The sequence below is a fragment of the Actinomycetospora chibensis genome, assembly GCF_028737215.1.
GTDB classification, from domain to species: domain Bacteria; phylum Actinomycetota; class Actinomycetes; order Mycobacteriales; family Pseudonocardiaceae; genus Actinomycetospora; species Actinomycetospora chibensis.
The window spans coordinates 18,210-42,449 of the sequence record NZ_JAQZAM010000033.1 but is presented as its reverse complement, the minus strand read 5'-3'; the positions used below and the strand labels follow the sequence as shown (position 1 = coordinate 42,449).

Here is a 24,240-nt window from a genome sequence, read left to right as displayed (position 1 = left end):
GTCATGAGCCCGTAACCCCAGCCGTTCATGCCTGGGCCGTACCACCACATCATGTTCTCGACCTTCCTCCCGCGTCCCGCCGGTTCTGCTGGCCGTAGCTCGCGCTGCCGCTGACGGCCCGGCCTCCGTCGAACGACGCCGAGCTTTCGTCGGTCTCGGGGGATGGGGAAGGGTCCGGCGTCGGCAGCACTGCGAGTCGAAAGGCCCTCGTCCGGACCGCCATCGGTCCCTGGCGGAGACCCACGTGCGGTGGCGGCCGACGACGCCCACTCATCGGGCGGCCACCGACGATGCGGTGGACGCGACGCCCGCTCCCGCGGAGATCGCCGAGGTGCGGCCGTGAGATGTCGGCGGGGCCGCGGATTCCCTTCGTCTCCACCGTGTGGGTTTCGCGCGGCCCTGAATGTTCGCCGACACCCGGGAACGACGAAGGGCGCCCCCAGTTCGGGGACGCCCTTCGCCCACTCCGGTCCTACCTCGCCACACGGTGCCCTGCCCGCCGCGTCTCGCCGTGCGATGCGGTCCCTGGCTCCGCGTCGGAGGAGGTGGTGGCTCTCCTGCCGACCCGAGAGCCTCAGGTGAGCCACGACGGACGGTAGTGCCGCCACGAGAGCGCCCGGCTTCGGTCTCGAGGAAGTACTTCCCAGCGACGGCGTTGACGGTGCCCGTCCCCGAGATCGGTGCCGGTCAGACACACGCGTCGCTGGTGCGCGGGGAGCTCGGCCACGATCGACCCCGAGTCTCGTGCCCCGGTGTGGACGCCGGTGAGCAGCAGAGCCTGCGCGAGGCCGGGGGCGAATACCTACCCGAAGACGAGGGCGACGCCTTCGAACACCGCAACGGTCGTGAGCGGTCACCCGAGGGGGACCGCCGCGGCGATCGTGGTGCAGGCAGCGGTCGTCCCGGCAGCCGTGCCGCCGTCACGGAGTCTGCCGGAGCAGAGTCACCGCCAGGTCGCGCGTGCCGGCGTTCTCCTCCGGGGTCGTGGCCGGGATCGTGGCCGAGGTCGCACGCGGGCCGTCGACCGGAGTGCTGACCGGGTTCGTGCCGTGGATCCGGTCAGGTCCCGGAGGGGGAGGGACGGCGCCGACCCTCGTGCGGCCCGGTCCATCCCGGTCGGAGCCTGGTTCTCCTCGGGCGTGACGCGCTCGAGGAACCGCAGCAGTTCGACGGGGAAGGGCAGCACGAGTGTCGAGTTCTTCTCGGCCGCCACCTCCACGACCGTTTCCAGGAGGCGGAGCTGCAATGAGGCCGGGTGGTCCGACATGGTCTCCGCGGCCTCGGAGAGCGTCGCCGCCGCCTGGCGTTCGCCGTCGGCGGTGATGATGCGAGCGCGACGTTCACGCTCGGCCTCGGCCTGGCGCGACATGGAACGCTTCATGGACTCGGGAAGCGACACGTCCTTGATCTCGACGCGGTCGATGTGCAGGCCCCAGTCCATCACCGGGGTATCGATCATCAGCTCGAGGCCCTGGTTGAGCTTCTCCCGATTGCTGAGCAGATCGTCGAGGTCGCTCTTCCCAATGATCGACCGCAGCGATGTCTGGGCGAGCTGCCCGACTGCGGACATGTAGTCCTGCACGTCCACCGCCACGCGGACGGGATCGATCACCCGGAAATAGATGACCGCGTCGACCCGCACGGTGACGTTGTCGCGGGTGATTCCGTCCTGGGCCGGGACCGGGAGGGTCACGATCTGCATGTTGACCTTTGTCATGCGGTCGGCGATCGGCCAGAGCAGGACGATCCCGGGCGCTCTTGTCGTACCGGGCTCCACCCTGCCGAACCGGAACACGACTCCGCGCTCGTACTGGCGGACGATCCGCAGACTCGTCCCGACCAGCGTCGCGGCCACCAGGAGAACGGCGGCGCAGAGCGCAAGGGCAACGATCATTTCGCCACATCCCTCACCGCGCGGCCCCCGACAGAGGAGGGGGTCGCCGGGAAAAGGTATCGCATGGACAGTGGGAAAGCCGCGCTCGTCTGCCACCAACTCCCGCAGCCAAGCGTGCGCAGCTTCGTCAGAACACCATGGTCATCGGTTCTCCCCGATGGTCCGATGAGCCTGCGCGGGCCTGTCGGCCACGGGTGGGGTCTCACGCGAGCGTCGGGTCGGCGGCTCGCGGGCGACGGAGATGCGGTCGTCGACGCGACGAGGTCACGCGGCGGGTGGTGGCCGATCAACTCCGGGGTCCGGGCATGTTCGGGCCCGGGGTCGAACCGCCGCTGCGTGCCTCGGTGTTGGACCGCCAGGCGGCGTTCCTCGACGGGCGACCCTGGCTCGGACGGATCACGACGGTCGGGTGCGCCCGACCCGCCCGTGGAGAAAGTAGACGACCGGGACGACGCCTGCGGCGTTGATCAAGGTGATGGCAGCGGCCCAGGCCACCTTCTCGCCCCGGATCTCGTCACGGGGTCGTGGCGCGAGGTCGATCAACGCTGCGATCTTCAGGCCGATCTCGACTCCGGCGGCGAAGACGATGGTCCGCTGGATTCGGGGATCGAGGTCGTTCCACCGGGTGCTGCCCACAAGGGCAGTGTCGTCGTCGTGGGCCTCGCGGCGAGGACCACTCGTCCTGGATCCACCGGCCGGTCGACCCGCGGCGCGGGGGACCGTCGGAATCGTCGCCGAGCGTGAGGTGCCGCGCAAGCTCGCCGACCTGCTCGGGCGCACGGCGGCCCTCACGGCCTGCCGGGGGCGTCGCCGGTCCCGGCGGCTCCTATCGAGATCAGACGTAGAGCCCGCGTCGGCGACCTTCGGTCGCGGCGCCGGCGACCAACGGCCCTGCGGGGCGGGCCGTCGGCGGGGAAGCGTCGCGGCATGGCCGTCATACCGCTCCCGGCTCGCGTCGTCGGATACCCCATCCCAGCACGGTGGGCAGCCAGCAACACCACGAGACGCCCCACGCCAGCACGAAGAACCTGTCGCCGCGGTCGTGACCGCGCGACGCTGGTGGCGGGGTCGGTGGTGCTCGTCCTCCTCACCCGGGGGCGCCTCGGTGCCGCTCCCCCGCCGGCGCAGTCCGCGGTCGCCCGATGAGAGCTCGACACGGCCGACCCGTGACCAGCCGCGCACCGGAACCGTCTCCCCGGGTCGGTCTCGGGACTCGCCTCGAGCATCTCGTGGACCGGCACTCGGTCCGCGTGGGGGCGTGGCTGCTGCGGCGTACCCGCGGGCGCATCGTCCGCCTGTGGCGCCGGCGTGCGCTCGTGCTGACGACGCGGGGCCGACGCTCCGGACTGCCGCGCACCGTGGTGGTCCAGTACTTCCCCGACGGCCCCGACATGGTCGTGGTGGCGGCCAACAGCGGGATGCCCACCCACCCGGCGTGGTATCTCAACCTGCTCGACGACCCCCGGGCCGTCGTCGAGGTCGAGGGCCGCACGGTCCCGGTGCGGGCCGTGCCGATGACCCGCGACGAGGCCGCCGCGTGGTGGCCACGTGTACTGGACGCGGCTCCCGACTACGCGCGCTACCCGCAGCGCACCGATCGCCCGCTCCCGCTCGTTCGGCTGGTCCCGTCGGACGACGAGACCCGCGAGGCGTCACCGCCGCGACGGCAGTGGCAGACCTGGGGTCGCCGCCACGTTCGCGGAACCTCCGGCGACCCGAGCGGTCCCGACATGCCGCCCGTGAGCACGCGGCGCATTCGCACGGCGGCCACACGGACCCGCCGCGGGCTCGAGGGCCGCGGGGTCACGATCGGCCGACCGTCGGCGGCAGGGGTGGCACCCCCACCGGATGAGCGCAAGCCCCGCACCGGTCGCCTGCCGACATCGCCCTAAGCGCCGACTCTCGGCGGGGAGGTCGACGCCGCCGCGGCGAACGCGTCACGGTGCTCGGCCCGCAGCAGCACGAGCATGGGCACGATCATCACCACGACCCAGACGAGCTCCATCCAGCCGAACAACCACAACAGGAGGCAGAACGCGATGACGCCGACGTAGCCGATCTGCGTCGCTCGCGCTCCGCTGAGGGCGAGGATGCCGACGGCGGCCTCGAACAACGCCAACAGCCCGATGAACAGCACGGCGTTCGGCACGACGACCGCCTGCCACGCGGCCGTGACCCACGGGAAGAACGCCGGGTCGGCGAAGCCGGAGTAGGTGGCCCCGGACACGAGGTTGATCACGTGCAACAGTGCGCCGCCGACGATGAACAGGACGCCCACCGCGACCCTCCCGACGATGAGGGCGGTCCTGCTCCGGTGCGCCGGCGCGGCCGCCGCGACGGTCGCGGCCCCGCACGCGAGCCACAAGCCGATGAACAGCACGTTGTTCTCCATCGCGGCCTCCTCATCGGGTCGTCGACCTCGCTCGTGCGACGGCACCGCGATGGATCGACACGGTCCAGGGGCCGAACGTCCGTGCGGTGGGGACCGCATCGGCCGTTCCAGGAGGGACCACCGGCCGACGAACCCGGGTGCGAGGTCCCTGATGGCGAAGCCCGAGTGGGGGCCGACCCGCCCGGACCGTCGAAGGTCCACGGGTCCTTGGTCACCGCGTCGTGGCCGTGACTGGGGTCGGTCGGCGGGCCGTCCGTCCCCTCGCGGCTGCCCCGGTCGGCGGGGAACGTCTGGAGCGCCCTGCCAACCACGGTCGATCTCACCCGGCACCCGCTGCCCCCGTCCGGCCGCCGGCACGTCGCGGTGGGGACCGGCCGCGTCGTGCTCCTGCTGCCCCGGTCCGCGGCGGCGCAGGTCGACGCCGAGGTCCGGCACGCCGACGGCAAGAGCGACCGCGAGATCCGACGCTGCCTCAATGCCTTCGCATCATCTCCTGCTTGCTGGCGTGGTAGTGGTAGACGCCGAGACCGCAAGCCCGTTTCGGCGGCCACATCTCGTACGGAGGCTCCGTGGTAGCCCTGCCGGAGGAACACCGCCGCACGGCCGCGACCCAGGTGGCCGCGCGAGACGACGTCGACGACATCGACGTCACCTACCGCGAGCGGGAGAACGTCGTCATCGTTCCCGACGGCGACCTCGGTCCGGTCCGCATGCAAGCGGCCCTGCCGCACGTCCGCACCGCCTCCGTCGCCATCGGGCGGACGGGCGCGCCGCTCGGTGCCGACTACGACCTCGTCTACGGGGACTTGCTCGACCTGGACGACGAGCCCCTCGACGGCATCACCGGAGGTCTGGCGTGACGACGCCGGTGCTGGTCGGGGTCGGGTCCGCGTCCCAGCGCTGCGACGACCCGCGCGAGGCTGCTGAGCCCCTGGAACTGATGCAGCGGGCTCTCGACGCGGCCGCGGGTGAGGTCCCCGGCTTCCGCGACCACCTCGACCGGATCGCCGTCCCGCACGGCCGGTGGTCCTACGGTGATCCGGGCCGCCTGCTGGCGCCGCGGGCGACCTCCGTGCTCGCCGAGGTCGGCGTCCTGCAGCACACGTTGATCGCGGACGCCGCCGAGCTCATCGCGCGGGGCGAGATCGGTGCAGCGGCAGTCGTCGGTGGGGAGGCCGGGCACCGGCTCGCCCGGGCCGCGAGGGCTGGGATCGAAGTGGCCGACACGCCGCACGACGGGAAGCCCGACGTCCACCTCGCCGCCGCCGACGAGCTCATCCACCCGGTCGAGAAGCGGGCCGGCCTCAACCGCGCCGCGAACGCCTACGCCGTCCTGGAGTCCGCGTTCGCCCACCGCCACGGGCTCACCCCGGCGCAGACCCGCGATCGGATCGCCGCGCTCTATGCCCGGTTCTCCGAGGTCGCCGCCGCCAACCCCGACGCCTGGCGGCCGAAGCCCGTCGACGCCGCCTCGATCCGCGAGCCGTCGGAGAAGAACCCGATGCTGGCCTTCCCCTACACCCGCGCGCACGTGAGCTCGTGGAGCGTCGACCAGGCCGGGGCGCTGCTGCTCTGCTCCACCGAGGTCGCCGACGAGCTCGGGGTGCCGCCGGGGCAGCGCGTGTACCCGGTGGTCGACGCCGAGTCGAACGCGATGGTCGCCGTCAGCGCCCGCGACGAGCTCGGCGACTCCCCGGGCGCCAGGGCCGTGAGCCGGGCCGTCCTCGAGCACGCCGGGATCGGGCCGGTCGACCTCGACCTGGTCGACCTCTACAGCTGCTTCCCGGTGGCCGTTGAGATGTTCGCCGAGGCGCTGGGCCTGCGCGACGATCGCGACCTCACCGTCACCGGCGGGATGAACCGGGGCGGCGGACCCTTCAACAACTACGTGCTGCAGGCGACGGTCACGCTCGCGCGGCAGCTACGCGCTCGCGGTGGCTTCGGGCTGGTCAGCGGCGTCTCCGGGCTCATGACGAAGCAGGCCGCGACGATCTGGTCGAGCGCCGAGCCGGCCCGTCCCTACAGTCGACGGGACGTCTCGCCGGACCTCGTCGCGCGGGAGGTGGTCGACGACCACACCGGTCCGGCCACCGTGGTCGGCCACACCGTCCTGCACATCCCGAAGCGCCCGATCCGGGCCGTCGCGGTCCTCGACCTGCCCGACGGGCGGCGGACCGTCGCCCGGAACGAGTCCCCGGAGATCACCGCAGGGATGGCGGCGGAGGACTGGTGCGGGCGCCGGGTCGAGGTCTCGAGGGGCGAGTTCCGCCCCTCGGGATGAGCTGGGAGCGGGTCGACTAGCACATATGACAGTCGCCACCCCGTACCCGCGCGCCGGAGACTGACGCCGAAGCCTTCGCCGTCTCCAGTGGCCCCCGCGCCCGGGGACGTGCCGACGGGTCGACCACCACACACCTCGACCTCCGGAGAGCGCCATGTCCGCAGACGGCCTGTTCGTCATCGACGCCGTTGCCCACCCCTACAACTTCGCCGCGTCGAACTACGGCGAGGACCGGCTGGCGCACGCGTCGTCAGAGGCCACCGCGGAGCTGGCCTGGGCCCTGGTCTCCGTGCCGCACACGCCGGAGTACGGCGTGCCGCGCGAGGTGTACATGCGCGACTGGTCGGTCGACGAGACCGCCTCGATGCTGTTCGCCGAGAGCCAGACGGATGCCGCGATCTGCCACCACCTGCCGATCTACGCGTTCAAGGACGGCCTGGTCTCGATCGAGAAGACCGCCGAGGCCCGCGAGAAGTACCCGAACCGCTTCATCGGCGCCTACGCCGGCCTCGACCCGCTGCAGGGCAACGGCGCGCTGGAGTCGTTGCACCAGCAGGCGCAGCTCTTCCGGCCAGACGGCGTGAAGATGTACCCGACGAGCTGGGGCCCCGGAACGGCCACGAACTGGCGGATGGACGACCCGAAGGTCACCTTCCCGATCCTCGAGAAGGCCTCCGAGATGGGGATCAAGGTCGCCGCGATCCACAAGGCCGTCCCGATCGGCCCGGTCCCCGTCACCGACGCCTACGGCGCGAAGGACGTCGAGGGCGCCGCCACGGCCTTCCCCGACATGAACTTCGAGGTCGTCCACGGCGGGCTCTCGTTCGTCGAGGACACCGCGTGGATGCTCGCGCGCTACCCGAACGTCTTCATCAACCTCGAGATCCTCAACATCGTGCTGCTGCGCCGGCCGCGTCGCTTCGCGCAGATCCTGCTCGACCTGCTCGGCGTCGGCGGCCCCGGCGTCATGAAGCAGCTGATGTGGGGGACCGGGACGATCCTGCACCACCCGCGGCCGACCATCGAGGCGTTCCTCGACTTCGAGTTCCCCGAGGACATGCTCGAGAACTCCGGCATGCTCGGCCCGCTCCCGCAGATCACCCGCGAGGACAAGGCCGACATCCTCGCGAACAACTACGCCCGCATGCACGGCTGGGACATCGAGAAGATCAAGGCCGACATCGGCACCGACCGGTTCACGCGCGCCGAGGGCCAGGAGCTCGCCGCGCCGTACAGCACCTACGACTCGCAGCTGGTGGGCGCGTGACGACGCCGGAGAAGGACCAGATCGCCGCCCGCCTCGACGAGGTCAAGGACCCGTGCAGCGTCACGGCCGGGAACCCGATGGGTCTCGCCGAGATGGGCCTGATCAAGTCCGCGGAGGTCTCCGACGACGGCGACGTCTCGCTCGTCCTGCGTCTCACCTCGCCGTTCTGCGAGATGATCGGCTTCCTGAAGTCGCAGGCCGAGGAGAAGGTCGGCGCCCTGCCCGGCGTCCGGTCGGTGAGCGTCACCACCGACTCCGGCTTCGACTGGTCGCCGGAGGACATGTCCCCGGAGCAGCAGCAGCGCCGTCGGGACCGCCTCGCGGCCGTGCGCGACGACGTGCTGCGCCATCGCCGTCTGCCCATCTCCGCCGTCTGACGTCCGGCAGTCTGAGAGGACATCCGGTGTACGAGCGCCACGAGCTGATCATCGGTGGCCGGCCCCGGCCGGCAGGAGGCGCGGAGACGATCACGGTCGTGAATCCGGCGACCGAAGAGGTCGTCGGGCACGCGCCCTCCGCGACGCCCGAGGAGGTCGACCTCGCGGTGGAGACGGCCGCGGCGGCCTTCCGTGAGAGCCCCTGGCGGCAGTTCGAGATGGAGAAGCGCGTCGCCGTCGTCGAGGCGATGTGCGCCGCGCTCGAGCCACGCCTCGAGGAGATCCTCCGGCTCGTCACCGCCGAGATGGGGGTGCCGATCAAGGCGTCGCGGGCGCTGCACCGCGACATGGCGATCGGGAGCGTCCGCCACGCCTGCGCCGCCGCCCGGCGGATCGCGGTCGAGGAGCGCCGCGACGGCCAGGTGCAGGCGCTCGTCCGGCTCGAGCCCACCGGGGTGGTGGCCGCGATCGCCCCCTGGAACGGCCCGTTCCTCCAGGCGCTCTACAAGATCGTCTACCCGCTGCTCGCCGGCTGCTCCGTGGTCTTCAAGCCGGCGCCGGAGACCCCGCTCGACGCTTACCTCGTCGCCGAGGCCTTCGCGGAGGCCGGGCTGCCCGACGGCGTGCTCAGCGTCGTGCCGGGCGGCCCCGCGGTGGGGGAGCGGCTGGTCGCCCACCCGGGTGTCGACGCCGTGTTCTTCACCGGCAGCACGGAGACCGGCCGGCGGATCGGGGCGGTGTGCGGCGCGAACATGAAGCGCGCCGTACTCGAGCTCGGCGGCAAGTCCGCGGCGATCGTGCTCGAGGACGCGGACCTCGCCGCGACGCTGCCCGGCCTGACCAGCGGCGCCTTCGGCAACACCGGCCAGAATTGTGCGGCGACGTCCCGGGTGCTGGTCGCCCGGTCGCGGTACGACGAGGTGCTCGAGGGCCTCGCGGAGAGCGCGCGGAGCCTGGTCGTCGGGGACCCGCAGGACGAGGCGACCGGTCTCGGACCGCTGGTGTCGAGCCGTCAGCGCGACCGGGTGGAAGGCCATGTCGCGGCGGCCCTGGCCGACGGTGCGGTGGCGGCGGAACCCGGGGGACGTCCCGACGACCTCCCGCGCGGGTGGTTTCTGCGCCCCACGGTGCTGGGTTCGGTCGACAACCGGTCGCGGGTCGCGCAGGAGGAGATCTTCGGCCCGGTGGTGTGTGTGATCCCGGTCGAGGACGACGTCGACGCGATCCGGACCGCGGACGACTCCGCCTACGGCCTGCACGGCGCGGTGTACAGCGAGGACGACGAGCGGGCCCTGGCGGTGGCCCGCGCGATCCGCACCGGCACGTTCTCGGTCAACGGCTTCCTGCTCAACAGCGAGCTGCCCTTCGGTGGCGTGAAGGCCAGCGGCCGCGGACGCAAGTACGGCGTCGAGGGCATCCGGGAGTTCATGGAGATCAAGACGATCAACTTCGCCCGGTCCGCGGGCAGCTTCAGCATGCGCTGAGACGTGTCGCCGGTCACGCGTGCGCCGTACCATCGCCGTGACAGGACGTCGGGGTCCGGGGACGGAGGAGGCCTCCCGTGAGTGCGCCCACCGAGATCACCGAGGTCCTCGTGGTCGACGACCACGAGGTGGTCCGGGCGGGCGTCGCCGCGGCCCTGTCCCGTGACGAGCGGATGACCGTGGTCGCGTCGGCAGGTGACGGCCGGGAGGCCCTCGCACTGTGCTGCGAGCGGCGACCCGACGTCGCCGTGATCGACATGCGGCTGCCCGACATGGCCGGCCACGAGCTGTGCCGCAGGATCCGTGAGCAGTGCCCGGACACGGCCGTGGTCGTCCTGAGCACCTATCTCAGCGAGGAGGCGGTCCGCGACTGCGTCGTCGCCGGTGCGGCCGCCTACGTCACGAAGGCCGCGGGCCTCACCGAGCTGCGCACCGCGATCGTCGACGCCCACCACCGGGCCGACCCCGGCCATCGCCCCTGCGTCTCCCAGATCGTCCGGCGCCTCGAGCAGCTCGTGACCGACCGGGGCGACTCAGACGCCCCCACTCCGGCGCAGAGCCGCGTCCTCGCCCTGGCCGCGCAAGGACTGACCTACGGCCAGATCGCGCGCGACCTGCGGATCTCCGAGTCCACGGTGCGGTTCCACATCCAGAAGCTCAAGGTCAAGCTCGGTGTGCGCAGCCGCAGCGAGCTCGCGGTGGCCGCCGTGCGCGCCGGCCTGGTCGAGGAGGGGGCCGGAGCGGCACGGTGAGCGCCCTCGACGAGGTGGCGCGGGTCGCGCGCGACGCGCTCGGCGCGACGGGGCTCGCGGTCACGACGCCGACGGCCGTCGTCACCTCGGTCGGCACGCCTCCCGACCACGAGGAGGACCGCGCGGTCCCACTGCACGACCCGGGCGGGCAGCCGATCGGCACGCTGCGCGTCGCGTGGCCACCCGAGGCTCCGGGGCGGAACCGGGAGTCCCTGCTGGCGGCGTTCGCCCGCCATCTCGCCCTGGCCCTGAGCCGCCACACCCTCGACGCGCCCGCGGCGGCCGCGCCCGAGGGCGACGTGCTCACCCTGGACGACCCGGCGCGCCTGCCCGACGCCATCCGCGAGATCACCGGACAGGTCACCGCGATCGTCGGGCCGCTCACCGGGGCCCGGGCCGTCGGGATCACGGCGTGGGACCCCGAGCGGCGCATCCTGCGCGCGCTGCCGGGGGCATTCGGGTCCGACGACGACACGCTCGCGGCGTCGGTGACGGGTCCCGTGACGAACATGCTCAGCGCCGGCTCAAGGGTGTTCGCCTCGGGCCAGCCGTACCTGAGCAACGACGCCGGCGCCGACCCCGGCGTCCTGCAGCCCTACGCCGAGGTGTTCCGTATCGGGCGCCTGCTCTCGGTGCCGCTGGAGAACCAGGGCCGGCGCGTCGGGGTGCTGCACCTCGCCAACAAGCCGACGGACTTCACTCTCGACGACGTCGGGGCGGTGGAAGGGCTGGCGCCCCGCCTGGCGGCCGCGGTGGAGCTGGCCGGCGCGCTGGGACGGATGGCCGCGGCACAGCGGCTGGAGGGCGTGCTGACCGCGACCGCGACGGCCGTCGCAACCGGGGGCAGCGCCGAGGAGTGCCTGCTGCCGTCGTTCGACCGGCTCGCGGAGGAGACCGGCGCCTCGGTGGTCGCCCTGGTGCCGTCGGGCTCCGCCCCGTGGATACGGCGGGCCGGGGCCTCCCGCCCCGACCTGGAGCGGCGGCTGGTCCGCGACGCCCGGGCGCTCGTCGCCACGTCGTCGGGGGCGTACCCCCGGCACGTCGGGGACCCCGGGTGGGCCGCGCTTCACGTGCCGGTGGACTTCCGGGGCGAGCGCAGCGACGGGGCCGGTGCCGCGCACACCGCCACGCTGTCGCTGCTGCGGCGCACGGGCCAGCCATTCACGGCGGCCGAGGAGGACGTCGTGCGGCGGCTCGCGGGTCTCGTCGCGCTGGCCTGGACCAGCGAGCGCTACCAGCGCCAGCTGGCGGAGATCGCACGGCTCCGCGAGCAAGAACGCATCGCCGACGGCCTGCACGACCGAGTCGCGCAGATCCTCTTCGCCGCGCGTCTCGGCATCGACACGGTCGTCGACGGCGAGGCCGACGACGTCACCCGGTGCCTGGTCGAGGTCCGTGAGCTGCTCGTGCACGGCGACGTCATCGTCCGGGAGGTGATCCACCGACTCGAGGCCGCGCCGGAGGTCGGGCTCACCCGCCGGCTGCGCCGCGAGGTGGAGTCGGTGGAGGACGAGTTCGGGGTGACCGTCCGGGTCGAGCTGCCGGACGACGACCACCTCGCCCAGGTGCCGCGCACGGTCGCGGACGCCGTGGTGAAGATCGCCCGGGAGGGCACGGTCAACGCCGCGAAGCATGCCGGCCCCTGTCGTATCCGGCTCGATGTGACGGTCGCGGAGACAGAGCTCGTCGTCGAGGTCACCGACGACGGCTTCGACAGCGGCGTGGAGGCCGCCCGCCCGGGGACGGGCCTGACGTCGCTGCGGCGGGTGGTGGACGCCGCGGGTGGGACGCTGACCCTCACCACACCGGGACACGGCTTCGGCACGCAGGTCCGGGCCGTGTTCCCGGTGTGAGGGTCCGGGGGTCGGGGCTAGTCCTGGATCTGGATCGCGCTCTCCGGGCAGGCCGCCGCGCCCTCGCGGGCCGCGGCCTCCAGGTGTTCGGGGACGTCGACCGTCCGACCGGCGGCGGCGTTGAAGCCGTCGTCGTCGAGGGTGAACACGTCAGGAGCGGTGTCGGCGCACAGGCCGTGCGCCGCGCACAGGGCGCTGTCCACGACGTACTTCACGAGGTCTCCTTCGCGCCCGGGGTGAACCGCACCGGCAGCGTGTCCATGTCGCGGGTGACGGTCGAGTGGCTGAAGACCGGCTCCTGCCCCTCGGCCATCGACAGGTCGGGGAGCCGGCGCAGCATCTCCTCCATCGCGGTCAGGGCCTGCAGGCGTGCGAGGTGCGACCCGATGCAGCGGTGCGGGCCGTAGCCGAAGGCGATGTTCGTCGGGATCCTGCGGGTGATGTCGATCTCGTGCGGGTTCGCGAAGTGGCGTGGGTCCCGCGCGGCCGCCGCGTAGGAGAGCATCACCATCTCGCCCTTCCTGATGGGCTGGCCCGCAATCTCCGTGTCCTTCGTGGCGGTGCGCCCGAGGGAGAGGATCGAGGCGTAGACCCGGATGACCTCCTCGACGGCCCCGGGGCGCAGGCCAGGGTCGTCGGCGAGCCGCCGGGCGTCCTCCGGGTGCGTGGCGAGGAAGTGGGCGATGCCGGAGAGCAGGAACGTCGTCGTCGCGAGGCCGCCCGCGAGCATGTCGACCATGACGAAGACCTTGTGCATGAACGGCGCGGGCTCGCCGTCGTCGGTCGTGACGCCCTCGAGCACCGCGTCGACGAAGTCGCCGCGCGGCTCCTCCTTCGCCCGCTGCTCGAGGTAGCCGGCGAGGTAGGCACCGACCTTGTTCCAGCCCTCCATCCGGTCCTCGACCGGCCCGCGCACGGCCTGGTCGGCGGCGGCCTGCAGGTACGGGAGGTCGTCGAGCGGGACCCCGAGCATCGTCGAGAAGAAGACCCGGCCGGGCAGGTGGGCGGCGAACGCGTCGACCCAGTCGCACTCGCCGTCCTCGATGAACTGGTCGATCAGCTCGTTGACGTTGCGCCGGATGCTGTCCTTGTTGGACCGGATCGCCCGCGGGCTGAAGTACTCGCCGAGCTTGGCTCGCCAGCGCGTCTGGTAGGGCGGGTCGATCTCGAGCGGGTAGAGCCGCGCGTCGTCGGTGCCGCTACGGGTGGGCTCGTAGCCGTTGGTGTTCGTCCAGGTCTGCCAGTCCTGGCCGATGGCGCGGACGTCGTCGAAGCCGCTGACCACCCAGTACCCACCCTGGGCCTCGCTGCGGGCCACCGGGCAGCCCTGGTGGACCGCCGAGACGACCTCGTCGAAGTTCTCCGAGAACTCCTTCGAGTCGAGGTCGAAGTCGGTGAAGTGGTCGCGCCCACCGATCTCCCCGGTCGTCTTCCGTTCCGACGTGGTCATGGCAGCTCCTCGCTCGGTGGTGGTGGTGACGAGACGGAGCCCTCGGCATGGAGGGCGTCGATGCGGTCGGCGGAGAAGCCGACGTCGGCGAGGACCCCGCGGGTGTGCTCGCCGAGGCCGGGCGCGGTCGAGCGCCACGCTGCGGGCTCGCCGTCGGCGAGCCAGGGCAGCCGCACGAGGGGGACACCGTCGGAGCGCACGAACGTGCCGCGCTCCTGCGCGACCTCCGACTCCACGGCCTCTTCGAGACCCTGAACGGGCCCGGCGGGAACACCCGCGGCGCCGAGCCGGTCGATGCAGTCCTGCATCGTCGCGTGGCGGGTGACCTCGGTGAGAGTGTCCTCGAGGGCGTGGCGGTGGCGGGTGCGGTCGGTGGTGGTGAGGAAGCGCGGGTCGGCGACGAGCTCGCCGACGCCGAGCGCCTTCGCGGTGCGCTCCCACAGCCGCTGGCTGGGGGCCGCCACGAGAATCCAGCCGTCGGAGCACTCGAAGCACTGGTAGGGCGCGGCGATCGGGTTGCCCGACCCTGCCCGCGGCGGCCGCGTGCCCGTCACCTTCGCGCCGGTGGCCTGGTAGGCGACGAGGCTGAACGCCGTGTCGACCAAAGCCGTCTCGAGCGTCGCCACCGGCCGGCCGCGCCCGCGGGCCATCAGGGCCGCGAGCACGGTCAGCGCGACCCACTGCCCGGTGCCGAGGTCGACCACCGAGGGCGCGCAGCGGGTCGGCGGGGAGTCCTCGTGCCCGGTCATCTCCATGATCCCGGAGAAGGCCTGGACCAGCGGGTCGTAGCCGGGCCGGTCACGCCCGACCGGCCCGGTGCCGAAGGCGTTGACGTCGTAGTAGAGGACGTCGGGGTTCTGCTCGCGCGCGGTCGCCTCGCCGATACCGACCCGGTCGGCGACCCCCGGACGCATGCTCTGCAGCACGACGTCCGAGGTCCGGATGATCGCGAGGGCCACCTCGACACCCGACGGCGCCTTGAGGTCGACGACGACGCCGCGCTTGCCCGCCCCGACGTAGCGGTGCACCGTGCTGACCCCGTCGACGGCGCCCGCGTAGTACCGGGAGTCGTCTCCGGCCGGCGGCTCGACCTTGATCACGTCCGCGCCGAGCTGGGCGAGGATCATCGATCCGAACGGCCCGGCGATGTTGGAGCAGAAGTCGACGACCCGGACCCCTTCCAGGGGAAGGAGGCTCATCGGCACCCTCTCTTCACTCCGTGCGGTGGCACCTCTCCAGTGAAGAGGCGTGACACCCCTCACGCGACTGTCAGTTGTGCCAGTTGGTGGTGTGCGCGCACCTTCCTAGGCTCGTGATCGACCAGCGGTCGGGAGGAGCAGCTTGAGCGGGTGGAACTTCGCCGAGGTGTGGGAGGCGGCGGCCGAGGCCGCGCCCGAGCGCACCGCGCTGGTCCACGACGGCCGCTCCCGGAGCTGGTCCGAGCTCGACCGTCGCGCCGACGGGCTCGCCCGCGGCCTGCTCGACGCCGGGCTCGGCCACCAGGACGTCGTCGCGCTCGCCCTCTACAACGGCCCCGCGTACCTCGAGGCCGCGTTCGCGGCGATGAAGGCCGGCCTGGTCCCGGTCAACACCAACTATCGCTACGGCCCCGACGAGCTGGTGCATCTGTGGACCGACTCGGGCGCCCGCGCGGTCGTCTTCCACGGTGAGCTCGTCGCAGTCGTCGAGCAGACCCGCGCCCGGGTGCCCGACGTGGCGCTCTGGGTCCACGTCGACGACGGGACGGGGGAGTGCCCGGCGTGGGCCACACCGTACGCGGACCTCGCCCGGCCCGCGTCGGAGCGGACCCGCGGGCCGTGGGGTGTCTCCGGCGACGACCGGATCGTCATCTACACCGGTGGCACCACCGGCCTACCGAAGGGCGTCGTCTGGCGCCAGCACGACCTCTACCGGATCTCGGACGTCGCCCACGACCCCGATGAGCCCGATCTCGACCACGTCCGCTCCCGCGTCGAGGAGAAGGTCGGCCCGGTCGGACTCCCCGCCTCACCGCTGATGCACGGCACCGGCTTCGTCTTCGCCTCGACGCTGCTCTCCCGCGGCGGCACGGTGGTCACGCTCGGCGAGCGCCGGCTCGACGTGCCGGGGCTGCTCCGCACGATCGCCGAGCAGCACGTCTCGGCGCTCTGCATCGTCGGGGACGCCTTCGCCCGTCCGATCGTCGACGAGCTCGACGCCCACCCCGGCGACTACGACGTCTCGGGGCTGCGCGCGGTCTCGTCGTCGGGGATGGTCTGGTCGGACGGGGTGAAGCAACGCCTGCTCGCCCACGCGCCCGAGGCTGTCCTCGTCGACCTGCTCAACTCCAGCGAGGCGAGCGGGATGGGCCGGTCGGTGACGTCGGCGCGCGGGGCCGGCAGGACGGGCCGGTTCCGGGCCGGGAAGAACACGATCGTCATCGACGACGAGAACCGCGTGATCGAGCCGGGGACGGGCGGGGTCGGCCGGGTCGCGGTGCGCGGCATCCTCCCGCTGGGCTATCACAACGACCCGGTGAAGACGGCCGCGACCTTCCCGACGGTGGACGGCGAGCGCGTCTCGGTGCCCGGCGACTGGGCGCGGGTCGAGGACGACGGCTCGGTGACCCTGCTCGGCCGAGGCTCGACGAGCATCAACACCGGTGGCGAGAAGGTCTTCGGAGAAGAAGTGGAGGACGCGCTGCGCTCCCACCCGGACGTCGTCGACGCGGTCGTGGTTGGGGTGCCCGACGAGCGCTTCGGCGCGCGGGTGGCGGCCATGGTCGCGGCCGTCGCCCCGGTCGAGGAGGCGGACCTGATCGCGCACGTCCGGGGCCGGCTTGCCGCCTATAAGGCGCCGCGGCACGTGCTGATCCGCGACTCGGTGGGGCGCGGCCCGCACGGCAAGGCGGATCATCCGTGGGTCACCCACGAGATCGAGCGCTGGCTGGCTGCCGGGGCCGCCCCGGCGCGGGCCTGAGGAGGAGCCCCGGATGTCCCCGATCCTCTACGAGATCCGCGACGGCATCGCGTTCGTCACGCTCAACCGGCCGGAGAAGCGCAATGCGCTCACCCCGGAGATGGTCGTGCGGCTGGCGAGGATCTGGGACGAGGTGGCCGACGAGGAGTCGGTGCGGGTCGTGCTGGTCACCGGCGCCGGGGAGAAGGCCTTCTCGTCGGGGGGAGACCTGGGCACGCTGATCCCGATCATGATGCGAACGCGGGAGCCCGAGGACGAGTGGGAGGAGCAGCTCGCCGCACGGCGCTCGCTGCTCTACGAGGCCCTCCTGCGCAACGACACGTTCTTCAAGCCGGTCGTGGCCGCCGTCAACGGGCCGGCCTGGGCCGGGGGCACCGAGTTCCTGCTCGGGACCGACCTGCGGGTCGCCGCCGACACCGCCACGTTCGCGCTCACCGAGGTCCGCCGCGGCCTGATCCCCGGCGGTGGCTCGCTGGTGCGGCTCGCCCGTCAGGTCTCGTGGGCCGACGCGATGGAATTGGCCCTCGTCGGCGACCCGATCGGTGCCGCGCACGCGCTGCGGATCGGGCTGGTCAACCGGGTGGTGCCGTTCGACCAGGTCCGATGCGTGGCCGAGGACCTCGCGCACCGGATCGCGCTGGGCGCGCCGGTCGCGCTCGCCAAGAGCAAGGAGGCGATGATCCGCTCGAACGGGCGCCCCTTCTCCGACGCCTTCGCCATCGAGAGCGAGTGCACGATCGCCAACGCGAAGACCGAGGACGCGAAGGAGGGTCCCCGGGCCTTCATGGAGAAGCGCGACCCGGTCTTCCGGGGCAGGTAGCGGAGGAGGACGGACCATGGGCGTACTGGACGGCGTTCGCGTCGTGGAGATGGGCCTGTGGGTCGCCGGGCCCGCGGCCGGCGGGGTGCTCGCCGACTGGGGCGCCGAGGTCATCAAGATCGAGCCGCCGAAGGGCGACCCGATGCGCTCCTTGTTCGGGGCCCTCTCGGGCTCGAAGGAGACCCGCTGCCCCCCGTTCGACCTCTACAACAGGGGCAAGCGCAGTGTCGCCATCGACGTCAACACCCCCGACGGCCGTGACCTCGCGGAGCGGATCATCGCCTCCGCCGACGTCTTCCTGACGAACTTCCGGCCCGGCTTCCTCGAGCGCGTCAACCTCGACCACAAGCATCTCCGCGAGGCGCACCCGCACCTGATCTACGCGAGCCTCACCGGCTACGGGCTGGAAGGTCCCGACCGCGACGCTCCAGGCTTCGACGTCGCGGCCTTCTCCGCCCGCGGGGGCGTCGCCGACCGCTCGACCCCGCCCGGCGACGCACCGACCACCCTCGCCGGTGGCATGGGCGACACGGTCACCGGCATGACGACCGTCGCCGCGATCCTCGCCGCGCTGCTCGCGCGTGGGCGGACGGGGGAGGGGCAGCTGGTCTCGACATCGCTGCTGCGGACCGGGGCGTACTGCATCGGCATGGAGCTCTCCACGCGGGTCGCCCTGGGCAAGCTCGCCCCGCCACCGAGCCGGGTGAGGCCGCAGAACCCGCTGATGAACTCGTACGCCGACCGCGACGGCGCCTGGTTCTGGCTCATGGGCGCCGAGGCCGACCGGCACTGGCCGGGCATCAAGGCGGCCGCCGACGACCCGCGGCTCGACGAGGAGCGCTTCGCCACCGCCCGCGGCCGCCGCAAGGAGGGGTCCGATCTCGTCGCCATCCTCGACGAGGCCTTCGCCCGCCGGACCCGCGCGGAGTGGGCGGAGGTCTTCGCCGAGCACGAGGTCTGGTGGACACCGGTCAACACCGCCTCGGACCTGATCGAGGACCCGCAGGCGCAGGCGGCGGGGGTGTTCGTGGACGTGCCGGGTGCCGACGGGGCGAGCGGAGCGACGGGGGGCGGTGACGACCCGTCGCGGTCCGTGGCGACGCCGGTGGCGTTCGAGAGCGGCTCCGTCCCGGTCGCCGGACCGCCCGGTATCGGGGCGGACACCGACGCGGTCCTCGCCGAGATCGGTGTGGACGCCGGCGAGCAGCAGAGCCTGCGCGAGGCCGGGGTGGTCGCGGGGCCACTGTCGTCGTGATGCGTTTCGCGTCCGTAGCCGGAGGTCGGCACGCGGGTCAGCAGGTCCCGGCGGCTGCTCAGGTGATCACCAAGACGATCTTGCCCTGACGAGAGTCACGTCTGCTGCCGCGCGCTGTGGTGCGCGTTCGTGCTGCTCAGCAACGGTGCCGGGGATCGTCGATCATCGGCGGTGCGGTGCTGCTGTCGCTGCGGTCTGCCGCGCGGTCGCGGCCGATCACGAGATGGCCCGTGGCGCTGTGCGCTGTCGCGGGACCTTCTCCCCTGGTGTGGACGCGCGGTCCTCTGGTGAGTTCCCGAGGTCGAGGTCGCAATGGGAGGAGTACTGGAGCGGTTCGGAGACGCCGCCGGCGGGGACGCGCACCGTCGTCTTCCGACCGTTGATGCCTTCACGGTGAGCGGCCCCGGGCGGGCAGCAGCCCGGCACGTGGCTCGGCCGTCCGGGACCTGCCGAGCGGCCCCGCCGCCGTCGGAGCCGACCACGGTCAACGACCGAGAGATCTCGCGCACCTGCCCCACCCGCCACGTCCCGTGCTCGCGGCGGGTGTGACGGTGCCTGCGGGCCTGATCGACGCACCGCGGGCCCGGCTCACGGGTATCGGGTCGATGCGCTCGCGGCCGGTCGGCCCTCGCGGACGAACCGTGCGGCGGCCTCGATCTCGGGCGAGACGGGACGGTCGGGACCCGGGCCGGCGACGTCGCCGCGCAGGGCCGTGCGCACCGCGGCCGTGGCCGGAGCCGGGGCCAGCGGCGCCCGGAGATCGAGTGATCGTGCCGCCACGAGCAGCTCGATGCCGACCACGGTCGCGAGCCCGTCGAGCGCGCGGCGGAGCTTGCGTCCGCTCGACCAGCCCAGCGACACGTGGTCCTCCTGCATCGCGCTGACCGGGATCGAGTCGGCCGAGGCGGGTACCGCGAGCCGGCGGAGCTCGGTGACCAGCGCGGCCTGGGTGTAGTGGGCGAGCATCAGGCCGGAGTCCACTCCTGGTCGGTCGGCAAGGAAGGCCGGGAGCCCTCGGCTGCGTGCGGGGTCGAGGTGGCGATCGGTGCGTCGCTCGGCCATCGCGGCGACGTCGGCGACGACGACGGCGAGCAGGTCGAGGACGTGCGCGAGCGGGGCTCCGTGGAAGGCGCCGGTGCTGCGCATCTGCCCGTCCCAGGTGACCACGGGGTTGTCGATGGCGGCTGCGAGCTCACGACCGGCGACGGTGCGCGCAAAGGTCAGGGCGTCCCGTGCGGCGCCGTGGACCGCGGGCACGCACCGCAGCGAGTAGGCGTCCTGCACCTCGTGGCAGGACGCGCCACGGTGGCTGGCCATGATCTCCGAACCGGTGAGCACCTGCCGCATCGTGCGAGCGGTGTCGCGGGCTCCGGGGTGCGGTCGCAGGGCCTGCAGGTCGTCGGCGAAGGCGGCGTCGGTGCCGAGCAGGGCCTCCACGCTCATGGCGGCGACGATGTCGGCGCCTCCGAGCAGAAGGTCGAGGTCCGCGATGGTGAGGAGCAGCAGGGCGAGCATGCCCTCGGTGCCGTTGACCAGCGCGAGGCCCTCCTTCGCCGCCGGGACGACCGGGGCGAGTCCGGCCGCGCGCAGGGCCTCGCCGGCCGGGCGCTCGGTCCCGGCGCGGTCGCGGACGTTGCCCTCGCCCAGCAGCGCCAGCGCGCAGTGCGCCAACGGCGCGAGATCGCCCGAGCACCCCAGCGACCCGGACTCGGGGACGGACGGCGTCAGCCCGGCGTTGAGCAGGTCCGCGACGGCGTGTGCGAGCTGTGGGCGAACACCGGTGTGCCCGGTCGCCATGGTCGACAGCCGCAGCAGCATCATCGCGCGCACGACGTCGCGTTCGATGTCCGGCCCCGTGCCCGCGGCGTGTGATCGCACCACGCCGAGCTGCAGGCGCGATCGGTCCTCGGGGGCGATCAAGGTCGTCGCCAGCGCGCCGAACCCCGTCGAGACGCCGTAGTGCGCGTCGGGTCGCTCGGCGAGGTCCTCGACCACGGCGCGCCCGCGAGCAATGAACGCCAACGCCTCGTCGGCCAGTTCGACCCGGGCCTCCGCACGGGCGACGGCGAGGACCTCGCCGGGCGTGAGCGGCCCAGGGCCCACGACCACCACGTCCGGCCCACCGGGGTCTGCGTGCGTGGACGGGACCACCATCTTGGAGCTCATCTCCGCAGCGTGCGTCCCGGCGCGCCGAGAGCCGCCGGGCGAAAGTCCTGGCCCGGCCCACCGGACGTCCCTGACATCGGCTCGCGCCCACCGACGCCCCGCAGCACTCATGGCGCCGTCCCTGTCACGGTCGACTACGCCGCGCGGCTCTGGGACCTCAGCGACTTCCTCATCAACACCCGGGGGGGGGCCGAGCTCCCGCTCCACTCCGCTCTCGAAGAGTGCCACGCCGGTGCGTGCTGCGCTGCACAAGCAGGACCCCGACGCCGCCGCGCGGCACATGAATAGGCACATCCTTGACACAGTGCGGATCATCAGGAGCGAGAACGCAAGCTCCTGAGACGGGCCGGAGCGCGTGCCCGGAACGATCTGGAGTCACATCGAAGATCGCTCCACAGAGCGATGACCAGCGAGAAAGGGTGCGCCGTCAGGGACTCGAACCCCGAACCCAGTGATTCCCGCCGGGGAATTTTTCGGAGTCACCGCGGACCACCACACGCCCCCGTTGAGCTGCGAGAACCGTCTACCGGCCCTCTCGGTGCTTGCGAGTGCTTCCAACCGGCGGCCAGTCGAATCTCATGGCTACGTCATGGGTCGATCACCTACGCCATCATGCCCATGTCGCCTACGTGGTGTGCTCGCGGCGCGCGACGGAGTACCACTCTTCGCCCGCGGGCTCCCCGGCCAGGTTCCAGCTCCACGACGTCGTGGGAGCAATGCGCATGTATGTCCCTAGGCCCACCATGCCAACACGCTCGAACGGCTGCTCTGCCTCTCCGTAGACTCTGATGCCTCGCGCCACGAATGGGTCCATCGAGAGAAGGTCGTCGAAGACGATCGATACCCGGGTGGACCCGGCAGCGACATTGCGGAACTTCCGTGTCTGCGCGACGGCTCCCGGCCCTCCGACCCAGAAGTGTTCGCCGTCGAACTCGACCGCTACGGGGACCACGTCAGGCTGGCCGCCCGGCCCCACGGTTGCCAGACGACCGATCCCTTGCGATCGGATGAACTCACACTCCTGGTCCGTGAACGACACGCGACCTCCTTAGCTGGTCCTAGATTTGTACTAGATCACGGCGAACCCATCAGTCGCCAGGCTCATGCGGTCGATGGCGTAACGCGTGGCGGCCCGTTCCCGACGCACGAAGACGGCTTCGGGGTCTCTCCCTCGGCGGCGCGGGCTCTGCCCTGCCGGGCCGCCCTCGGGCGGGTCGTCGTGGGTGAGGCCCCGTCCCGACCACCCCCACCACCCTCGGCGGCTGGCGCGACCCGTCGAACACCCGCCGCGCCCCCGCCGGTGCCGTGCTGGGCGAGACCGTCCCACCCGCGCCGTGCCCAGCCGATGGCCGCGTCGTCCATCGCCGGGTCCGTCCAGCCGGCGTCGATGCTGGCGTTGAACGCCGTCCCGCGGTGGGCGTAGGCGCGCTCGTCGGTGCCGACCCGGTCGATCGCGGCGCCGCGCCCGCCCGGGAGCAGCGAGGCCAGCCCGACGTCGGCTGCGGTGAGGGCTGGTCGAGCATCGGCACTGCACGGGCTACCCGAGCGCCCGGGTGGACGGCTTCGACGTCGACGCCGCCTCGATCGACGCCGCGCGGCGTCACGCCGAGGCGGAGGGCGTCGACGACCGGGTCCGCGTCAACCACGCGGAGGTCGCGAGCGCCGAGGCCGGCGCCTACGACCTCGTGTGCGCGTTCGAGTGCGTCCACGACATGCCCAGCCCGGTGTCCGTGCTCGCCGCGATGCGCCGGGCGGTGGCGCCGGGCGGCACCGTCCTGATCATGGACGAAAAGGTGGCCTAGGCGTTCGCTCCCGACGGCGACGAGGTCGAGCGCCTGTTCTAGGGCTTCTCGCTGATGTACTGCCTGCCCGACGGTCTGTCCACCGACGCTCGGTGGGCACCGGCACGGTGATGCACCGGAGCACGCTCGAGGAGTGCGCCCGCGCCGCCGGGTTCTCCGGGGTCGAGGTGCTCGCGCGCCGTGGGCGTCGAGGGCGACGTGGCAGCAGTGGATGACCTGTTCGCGGAGCAGGCGCCGGCCACGCTGGACGCGGGACTTCATCCCGGAGACGGACAGGCCGAGCTCGGCGGCGGCGCGCTCCTGGGTCAGCCCGGCGAGGTCGGTGAGTTCGAGGGCGTGCCGGTAGTGCTCGGGGATGCGGTCGAGCAGGACCGGCAGGCACCCCATGACCGACTCCTCCGGACGCGGCTCGTCGGGCTCGTCGGCGGGGAGGTCGTCGCCGAGGGCGACGTCAGCGGGCCGGGGCCGGGCGGCCGCGCGGCGGTGGTGGTCGATAATCGCGGTGCGGGCGATGCGGTACATCCAGGCGTCGATCGCCAGTTCGTCGTGGAGATCCCCGACGCCGCGGTAGAGCCGCAGCAGGGCGTCCTGGGTGATGTCCTCGGCGTCCTGCGGGTGGCGGACCCGGCGGCGGACGAAGGCGCGCAGCGCGGCGACGATGGCGTCGACGTCGGTGTGGCAACGGCACTGCTCGGCGGCGGGACGGCCGCAACAGCCGTGGTCGTCGGTCATCGTGTCCTCCGCGTCGTCGGGTGGGTGGGCCGCGCGGCGGGCGCCCTCCGCGTGTCGGGCAGCGTGGGTAGCTCGGACACCCGGCGCCAGGGTCCTGAGTCCCTTCACGGGGGCATGCGTCCTTCTCGTCGACCGATCCGACGAAGGAGGACGCCATGAGACCATCTCCGCCCCGACCGAGGTCGTGCTGGAGGTGCTCTACCTCGATGCACAGACCTGCGACCCGTGCCGATCCACCGCCGACGCGGTGGACGCCGCCGCCGGGGCTCTGACCGCCGACCTGCACGAACGGGGCCGCACGCTCACGGTCCGCAAGATTCGTGTCGCCGGCCGGGAGCGGGCCGCCGCGCTCGGTTTCGTCAGCTCCCCGACCGTGCGTGTCGACGGGATCGACATCGAGATGGGCGTGCACGAGCAGCGCTGCGGGAGCCGCAGCGCGCTCGCCGGGCAGCGCGTCGACTGCCGAACCTTCGAGTGGCAGGGCGTGCGGTACCCCTCTCCACCCGCCGAAATGATCGCCGAGCGGGTGCTGGACCACCTGCTGTAGTGCCCATCTGCGTTGTTGACGCGGGTGATGGGTGGGTGGCCGCCGAGCGCGGTGTGGCTGCGGTGATGGTTGTAGGTGTGTAGCCATCGCGGCAAGGCGGCTGCTCGCTCGTTGTTGCTGGTGAAGAGGCGCTGGTATGCCCATTCCTCGAGCAGGGTGAGGTTCCCCCGGTAGCTCGGAGACCGACGATCATGGCCGTAGGCCGTGATC

21 protein-coding genes and 2 pseudogenes are annotated in these 24,240 nt (G+C 72.5%); 13 read left to right on the top strand and 10 right to left on the bottom strand.

Annotated elements, in window-relative coordinates; genetic code table 11:
• Positions 1-943: 943 nt before the first annotated feature.
• A complete protein-coding gene (locus PH189_RS29055; protein WP_274192352.1) occupies positions 944-1,894 on the bottom strand; it encodes a slipin family protein in 951 nt (316 codons plus the stop codon).
• Positions 1,895-2,290: 396 nt separating this feature from the next.
• The gene (locus PH189_RS29050; protein WP_274192351.1) at positions 2,291-2,530 is read right to left on the bottom strand and encodes a hypothetical protein; all 240 of its coding nucleotides are present in this window, start codon (positions 2,528-2,530) and stop codon (positions 2,291-2,293) included.
• A 593-nt stretch (positions 2,531-3,123) separates the two neighbouring features.
• On the opposite strand from PH189_RS29050, the gene PH189_RS29045 reads away from it, so the two are divergent.
• Entirely contained in the window at positions 3,124-3,786 is a 663-nt protein-coding gene (locus PH189_RS29045) for a nitroreductase/quinone reductase family protein (protein WP_274192350.1), read from the top strand.
• Here the strand turns inward: PH189_RS29045 and PH189_RS29040 are convergent.
• Positions 3,783-4,286 (bottom strand): hypothetical protein, encoded by a 504-nt coding sequence (locus PH189_RS29040; protein WP_274192349.1) that lies wholly within the window; start codon positions 4,284-4,286, stop codon positions 3,783-3,785. The two genes, PH189_RS29045 and PH189_RS29040, sit on opposite strands and share 4 nt — an antisense overlap.
• Positions 4,287-4,855: 569 nt before the next feature.
• Between PH189_RS29040 and PH189_RS29035 the strand changes: the two genes are divergently transcribed.
• The 7 genes from PH189_RS29035 to PH189_RS29005 all read left to right on the top strand — a co-directional run bounded on the left by PH189_RS29035 (position 4,856) and on the right by PH189_RS29005 (position 12,300).
• Positions 4,856-5,146, top strand: a complete 291-nt coding sequence (locus PH189_RS29035) for a hypothetical protein (protein ID WP_274192348.1) — start codon at positions 4,856-4,858, stop codon at positions 5,144-5,146.
• Positions 5,143-6,567 carry a hypothetical protein gene (locus PH189_RS29030; RefSeq protein ID WP_274192347.1) on the top strand — a complete coding sequence of 475 codons (1,425 nt, stop codon included), beginning with the start codon at positions 5,143-5,145 and terminating at the stop codon, positions 6,565-6,567. The genes PH189_RS29035 and PH189_RS29030 overlap by 4 nt, the downstream gene beginning before the upstream one ends.
• Before the next feature lie 154 nt (positions 6,568-6,721).
• Positions 6,722-7,834 carry an amidohydrolase family protein gene (locus tag PH189_RS29025; RefSeq protein WP_274192346.1) on the top strand — a complete coding sequence of 371 codons (1,113 nt, stop codon included), beginning with the start codon at positions 6,722-6,724 and terminating at the stop codon, positions 7,832-7,834.
• Complete coding sequence (locus PH189_RS29020; protein ID WP_274192345.1) at positions 7,831-8,211, top strand: metal-sulfur cluster assembly factor; 381 nt, start codon at positions 7,831-7,833, stop codon at positions 8,209-8,211. Before PH189_RS29025 ends, PH189_RS29020 begins: the two co-directional genes overlap by 4 nt.
• 26 nt (positions 8,212-8,237) lie before the next feature.
• Positions 8,238-9,695 carry an aldehyde dehydrogenase gene (locus tag PH189_RS29015; RefSeq protein ID WP_274192344.1) on the top strand — a complete coding sequence of 486 codons (1,458 nt, stop codon included), beginning with the start codon at positions 8,238-8,240 and terminating at the stop codon, positions 9,693-9,695.
• 77 nt (positions 9,696-9,772) lie between these two features.
• Positions 9,773-10,447 (top strand): response regulator transcription factor, encoded by a 675-nt coding sequence (locus PH189_RS29010; protein ID WP_274192343.1) that lies wholly within the window; start codon positions 9,773-9,775, stop codon positions 10,445-10,447.
• Positions 10,444-12,300, top strand: a complete 1,857-nt coding sequence (locus PH189_RS29005; RefSeq protein WP_274192342.1) for a GAF domain-containing sensor histidine kinase — start codon at positions 10,444-10,446, stop codon at positions 12,298-12,300. The genes PH189_RS29010 and PH189_RS29005 overlap by 4 nt, the downstream gene beginning before the upstream one ends.
• Before the next feature lie 17 nt (positions 12,301-12,317).
• Here the strand turns inward: PH189_RS29005 and PH189_RS29000 are convergent, their stop codons facing one another.
• The 3 genes from PH189_RS29000 to PH189_RS28990 are packed head-to-tail and all read right to left on the bottom strand — an operon-like array spanning position 12,318 to position 14,949.
• Positions 12,318-12,515 (bottom strand): ferredoxin, encoded by a 198-nt coding sequence (locus PH189_RS29000; RefSeq protein WP_274192341.1) that lies wholly within the window; start codon positions 12,513-12,515, stop codon positions 12,318-12,320.
• Positions 12,512-13,750 (bottom strand): cytochrome P450, encoded by a 1,239-nt coding sequence (locus PH189_RS28995; RefSeq protein WP_274192340.1) that lies wholly within the window; start codon positions 13,748-13,750, stop codon positions 12,512-12,514. Before PH189_RS28995 ends, PH189_RS29000 begins: the two co-directional genes overlap by 4 nt.
• Complete coding sequence (locus PH189_RS28990; RefSeq protein WP_274192339.1) at positions 13,747-14,949, bottom strand: CaiB/BaiF CoA transferase family protein; 1,203 nt, start codon at positions 14,947-14,949, stop codon at positions 13,747-13,749. The genes PH189_RS28995 and PH189_RS28990 overlap by 4 nt, the downstream gene beginning before the upstream one ends.
• A gap of 142 nt (positions 14,950-15,091) precedes the next feature.
• Here PH189_RS28990 and PH189_RS28985 point away from each other — a divergent pair, with 142 nt between their 5' ends.
• Genes PH189_RS28985 through PH189_RS28975 form a run of 3 tightly spaced genes read left to right on the top strand, consistent with a single transcriptional unit; the run spans position 15,092 to position 18,783 of the window.
• Positions 15,092-16,708: an AMP-binding protein gene (locus tag PH189_RS28985; RefSeq protein WP_274192338.1), complete on the top strand. Its 1,617-nt coding sequence runs from the start codon at positions 15,092-15,094 to the stop codon at positions 16,706-16,708.
• A gap of 13 nt (positions 16,709-16,721) precedes the next feature.
• Entirely contained in the window at positions 16,722-17,528 is an 807-nt protein-coding gene (locus PH189_RS28980) for an enoyl-CoA hydratase/isomerase family protein (RefSeq protein ID WP_274192337.1), read from the top strand.
• Positions 17,529-17,544: 16 nt separating this feature from the next.
• Positions 17,545-18,783 (top strand): CaiB/BaiF CoA transferase family protein, encoded by a 1,239-nt coding sequence (locus tag PH189_RS28975; RefSeq protein ID WP_274192336.1) that lies wholly within the window; start codon positions 17,545-17,547, stop codon positions 18,781-18,783.
• A 588-nt stretch (positions 18,784-19,371) separates the two neighbouring features.
• On the opposite strand, the gene hutH is transcribed toward PH189_RS28975, so the two are convergent.
• Positions 19,372-20,949: a histidine ammonia-lyase gene (gene hutH / locus PH189_RS28970; RefSeq protein ID WP_274192335.1), complete on the bottom strand. Its 1,578-nt coding sequence runs from the start codon at positions 20,947-20,949 to the stop codon at positions 19,372-19,374.
• Between the two features lie 625 nt (positions 20,950-21,574).
• Positions 21,575-21,988, bottom strand: coding sequence for a PPOX class F420-dependent oxidoreductase (locus PH189_RS28965; RefSeq protein ID WP_274192334.1), 414 nt, complete (start codon positions 21,986-21,988; stop codon positions 21,575-21,577).
• A 472-nt stretch (positions 21,989-22,460) separates the two neighbouring features.
• Here PH189_RS28965 and PH189_RS28960 point away from each other — a divergent pair, with 472 nt between their 5' ends.
• Entirely contained in the window at positions 22,461-22,751 is a 291-nt protein-coding gene (locus PH189_RS28960) for a class I SAM-dependent methyltransferase (RefSeq protein WP_337994205.1), read from the top strand.
• A gap of 276 nt (positions 22,752-23,027) precedes the next feature.
• Here the strand turns inward: PH189_RS28960 and PH189_RS30580 are convergent.
• Positions 23,028-23,483, bottom strand: a pseudogene (locus PH189_RS30580) (sigma-70 family RNA polymerase sigma factor); the annotation flags it as partial.
• On the opposite strand from PH189_RS30580, the gene PH189_RS30575 reads away from it, so the two are divergent.
• Positions 23,410-24,030 carry a DUF2703 domain-containing protein gene (locus PH189_RS30575; RefSeq protein WP_378014951.1) on the top strand — a complete coding sequence of 207 codons (621 nt, stop codon included), beginning with the start codon at positions 23,410-23,412 and terminating at the stop codon, positions 24,028-24,030. The pseudogene PH189_RS30580 and the gene PH189_RS30575 overlap by 74 nt on opposite strands.
• On the opposite strand, the pseudogene PH189_RS28945 reads toward PH189_RS30575, so the two are convergent.
• Positions 24,024-24,200: pseudogene (locus PH189_RS28945) on the bottom strand (integrase core domain-containing protein); the annotation flags it as partial. The gene PH189_RS30575 and the pseudogene PH189_RS28945 sit on opposite strands and share 7 nt — an antisense overlap.
• Positions 24,201-24,240: the final 40 nt, after the last annotated feature.

Bases quoted from the DNA above. Each gene is read 5' to 3' on its own strand.
- PH189_RS29055 (WP_274192352.1), bottom strand. From the start codon at position 1,894: ATGATCGTTGCCCTTGCGCTCTGCGCCGCCGTTCTCCTGGTGGCCGCG.
- PH189_RS29040 (WP_274192349.1), bottom strand. From the start codon at position 4,286: ATGGAGAACAACGTGCTGTTCATCGGCTTGTGGCTCGCGTGCGGGGCC.
- PH189_RS29025 (WP_274192346.1), top strand. From the start codon at position 6,722: ATGTCCGCAGACGGCCTGTTCGTCATCGACGCCGTTGCCCACCCCTAC.
- PH189_RS28995 (WP_274192340.1), bottom strand. From the start codon at position 13,750: ATGACCACGTCGGAACGGAAGACGACCGGGGAGATCGGTGGGCGCGAC.
- PH189_RS28990 (WP_274192339.1), bottom strand. From the start codon at position 14,949: ATGAGCCTCCTTCCCCTGGAAGGGGTCCGGGTCGTCGACTTCTGCTCC.
- PH189_RS28980 (WP_274192337.1), top strand. From the start codon at position 16,722: ATGTCCCCGATCCTCTACGAGATCCGCGACGGCATCGCGTTCGTCACG.
- PH189_RS28975 (WP_274192336.1), top strand. From the start codon at position 17,545: ATGGGCGTACTGGACGGCGTTCGCGTCGTGGAGATGGGCCTGTGGGTC.
- hutH (WP_274192335.1), bottom strand. From the start codon at position 20,949: ATGAGCTCCAAGATGGTGGTCCCGTCCACGCACGCAGACCCCGGTGGG.
- PH189_RS30575 (WP_378014951.1), top strand. From the start codon at position 23,410: ATGGCGTCGACGTCGGTGTGGCAACGGCACTGCTCGGCGGCGGGACGG.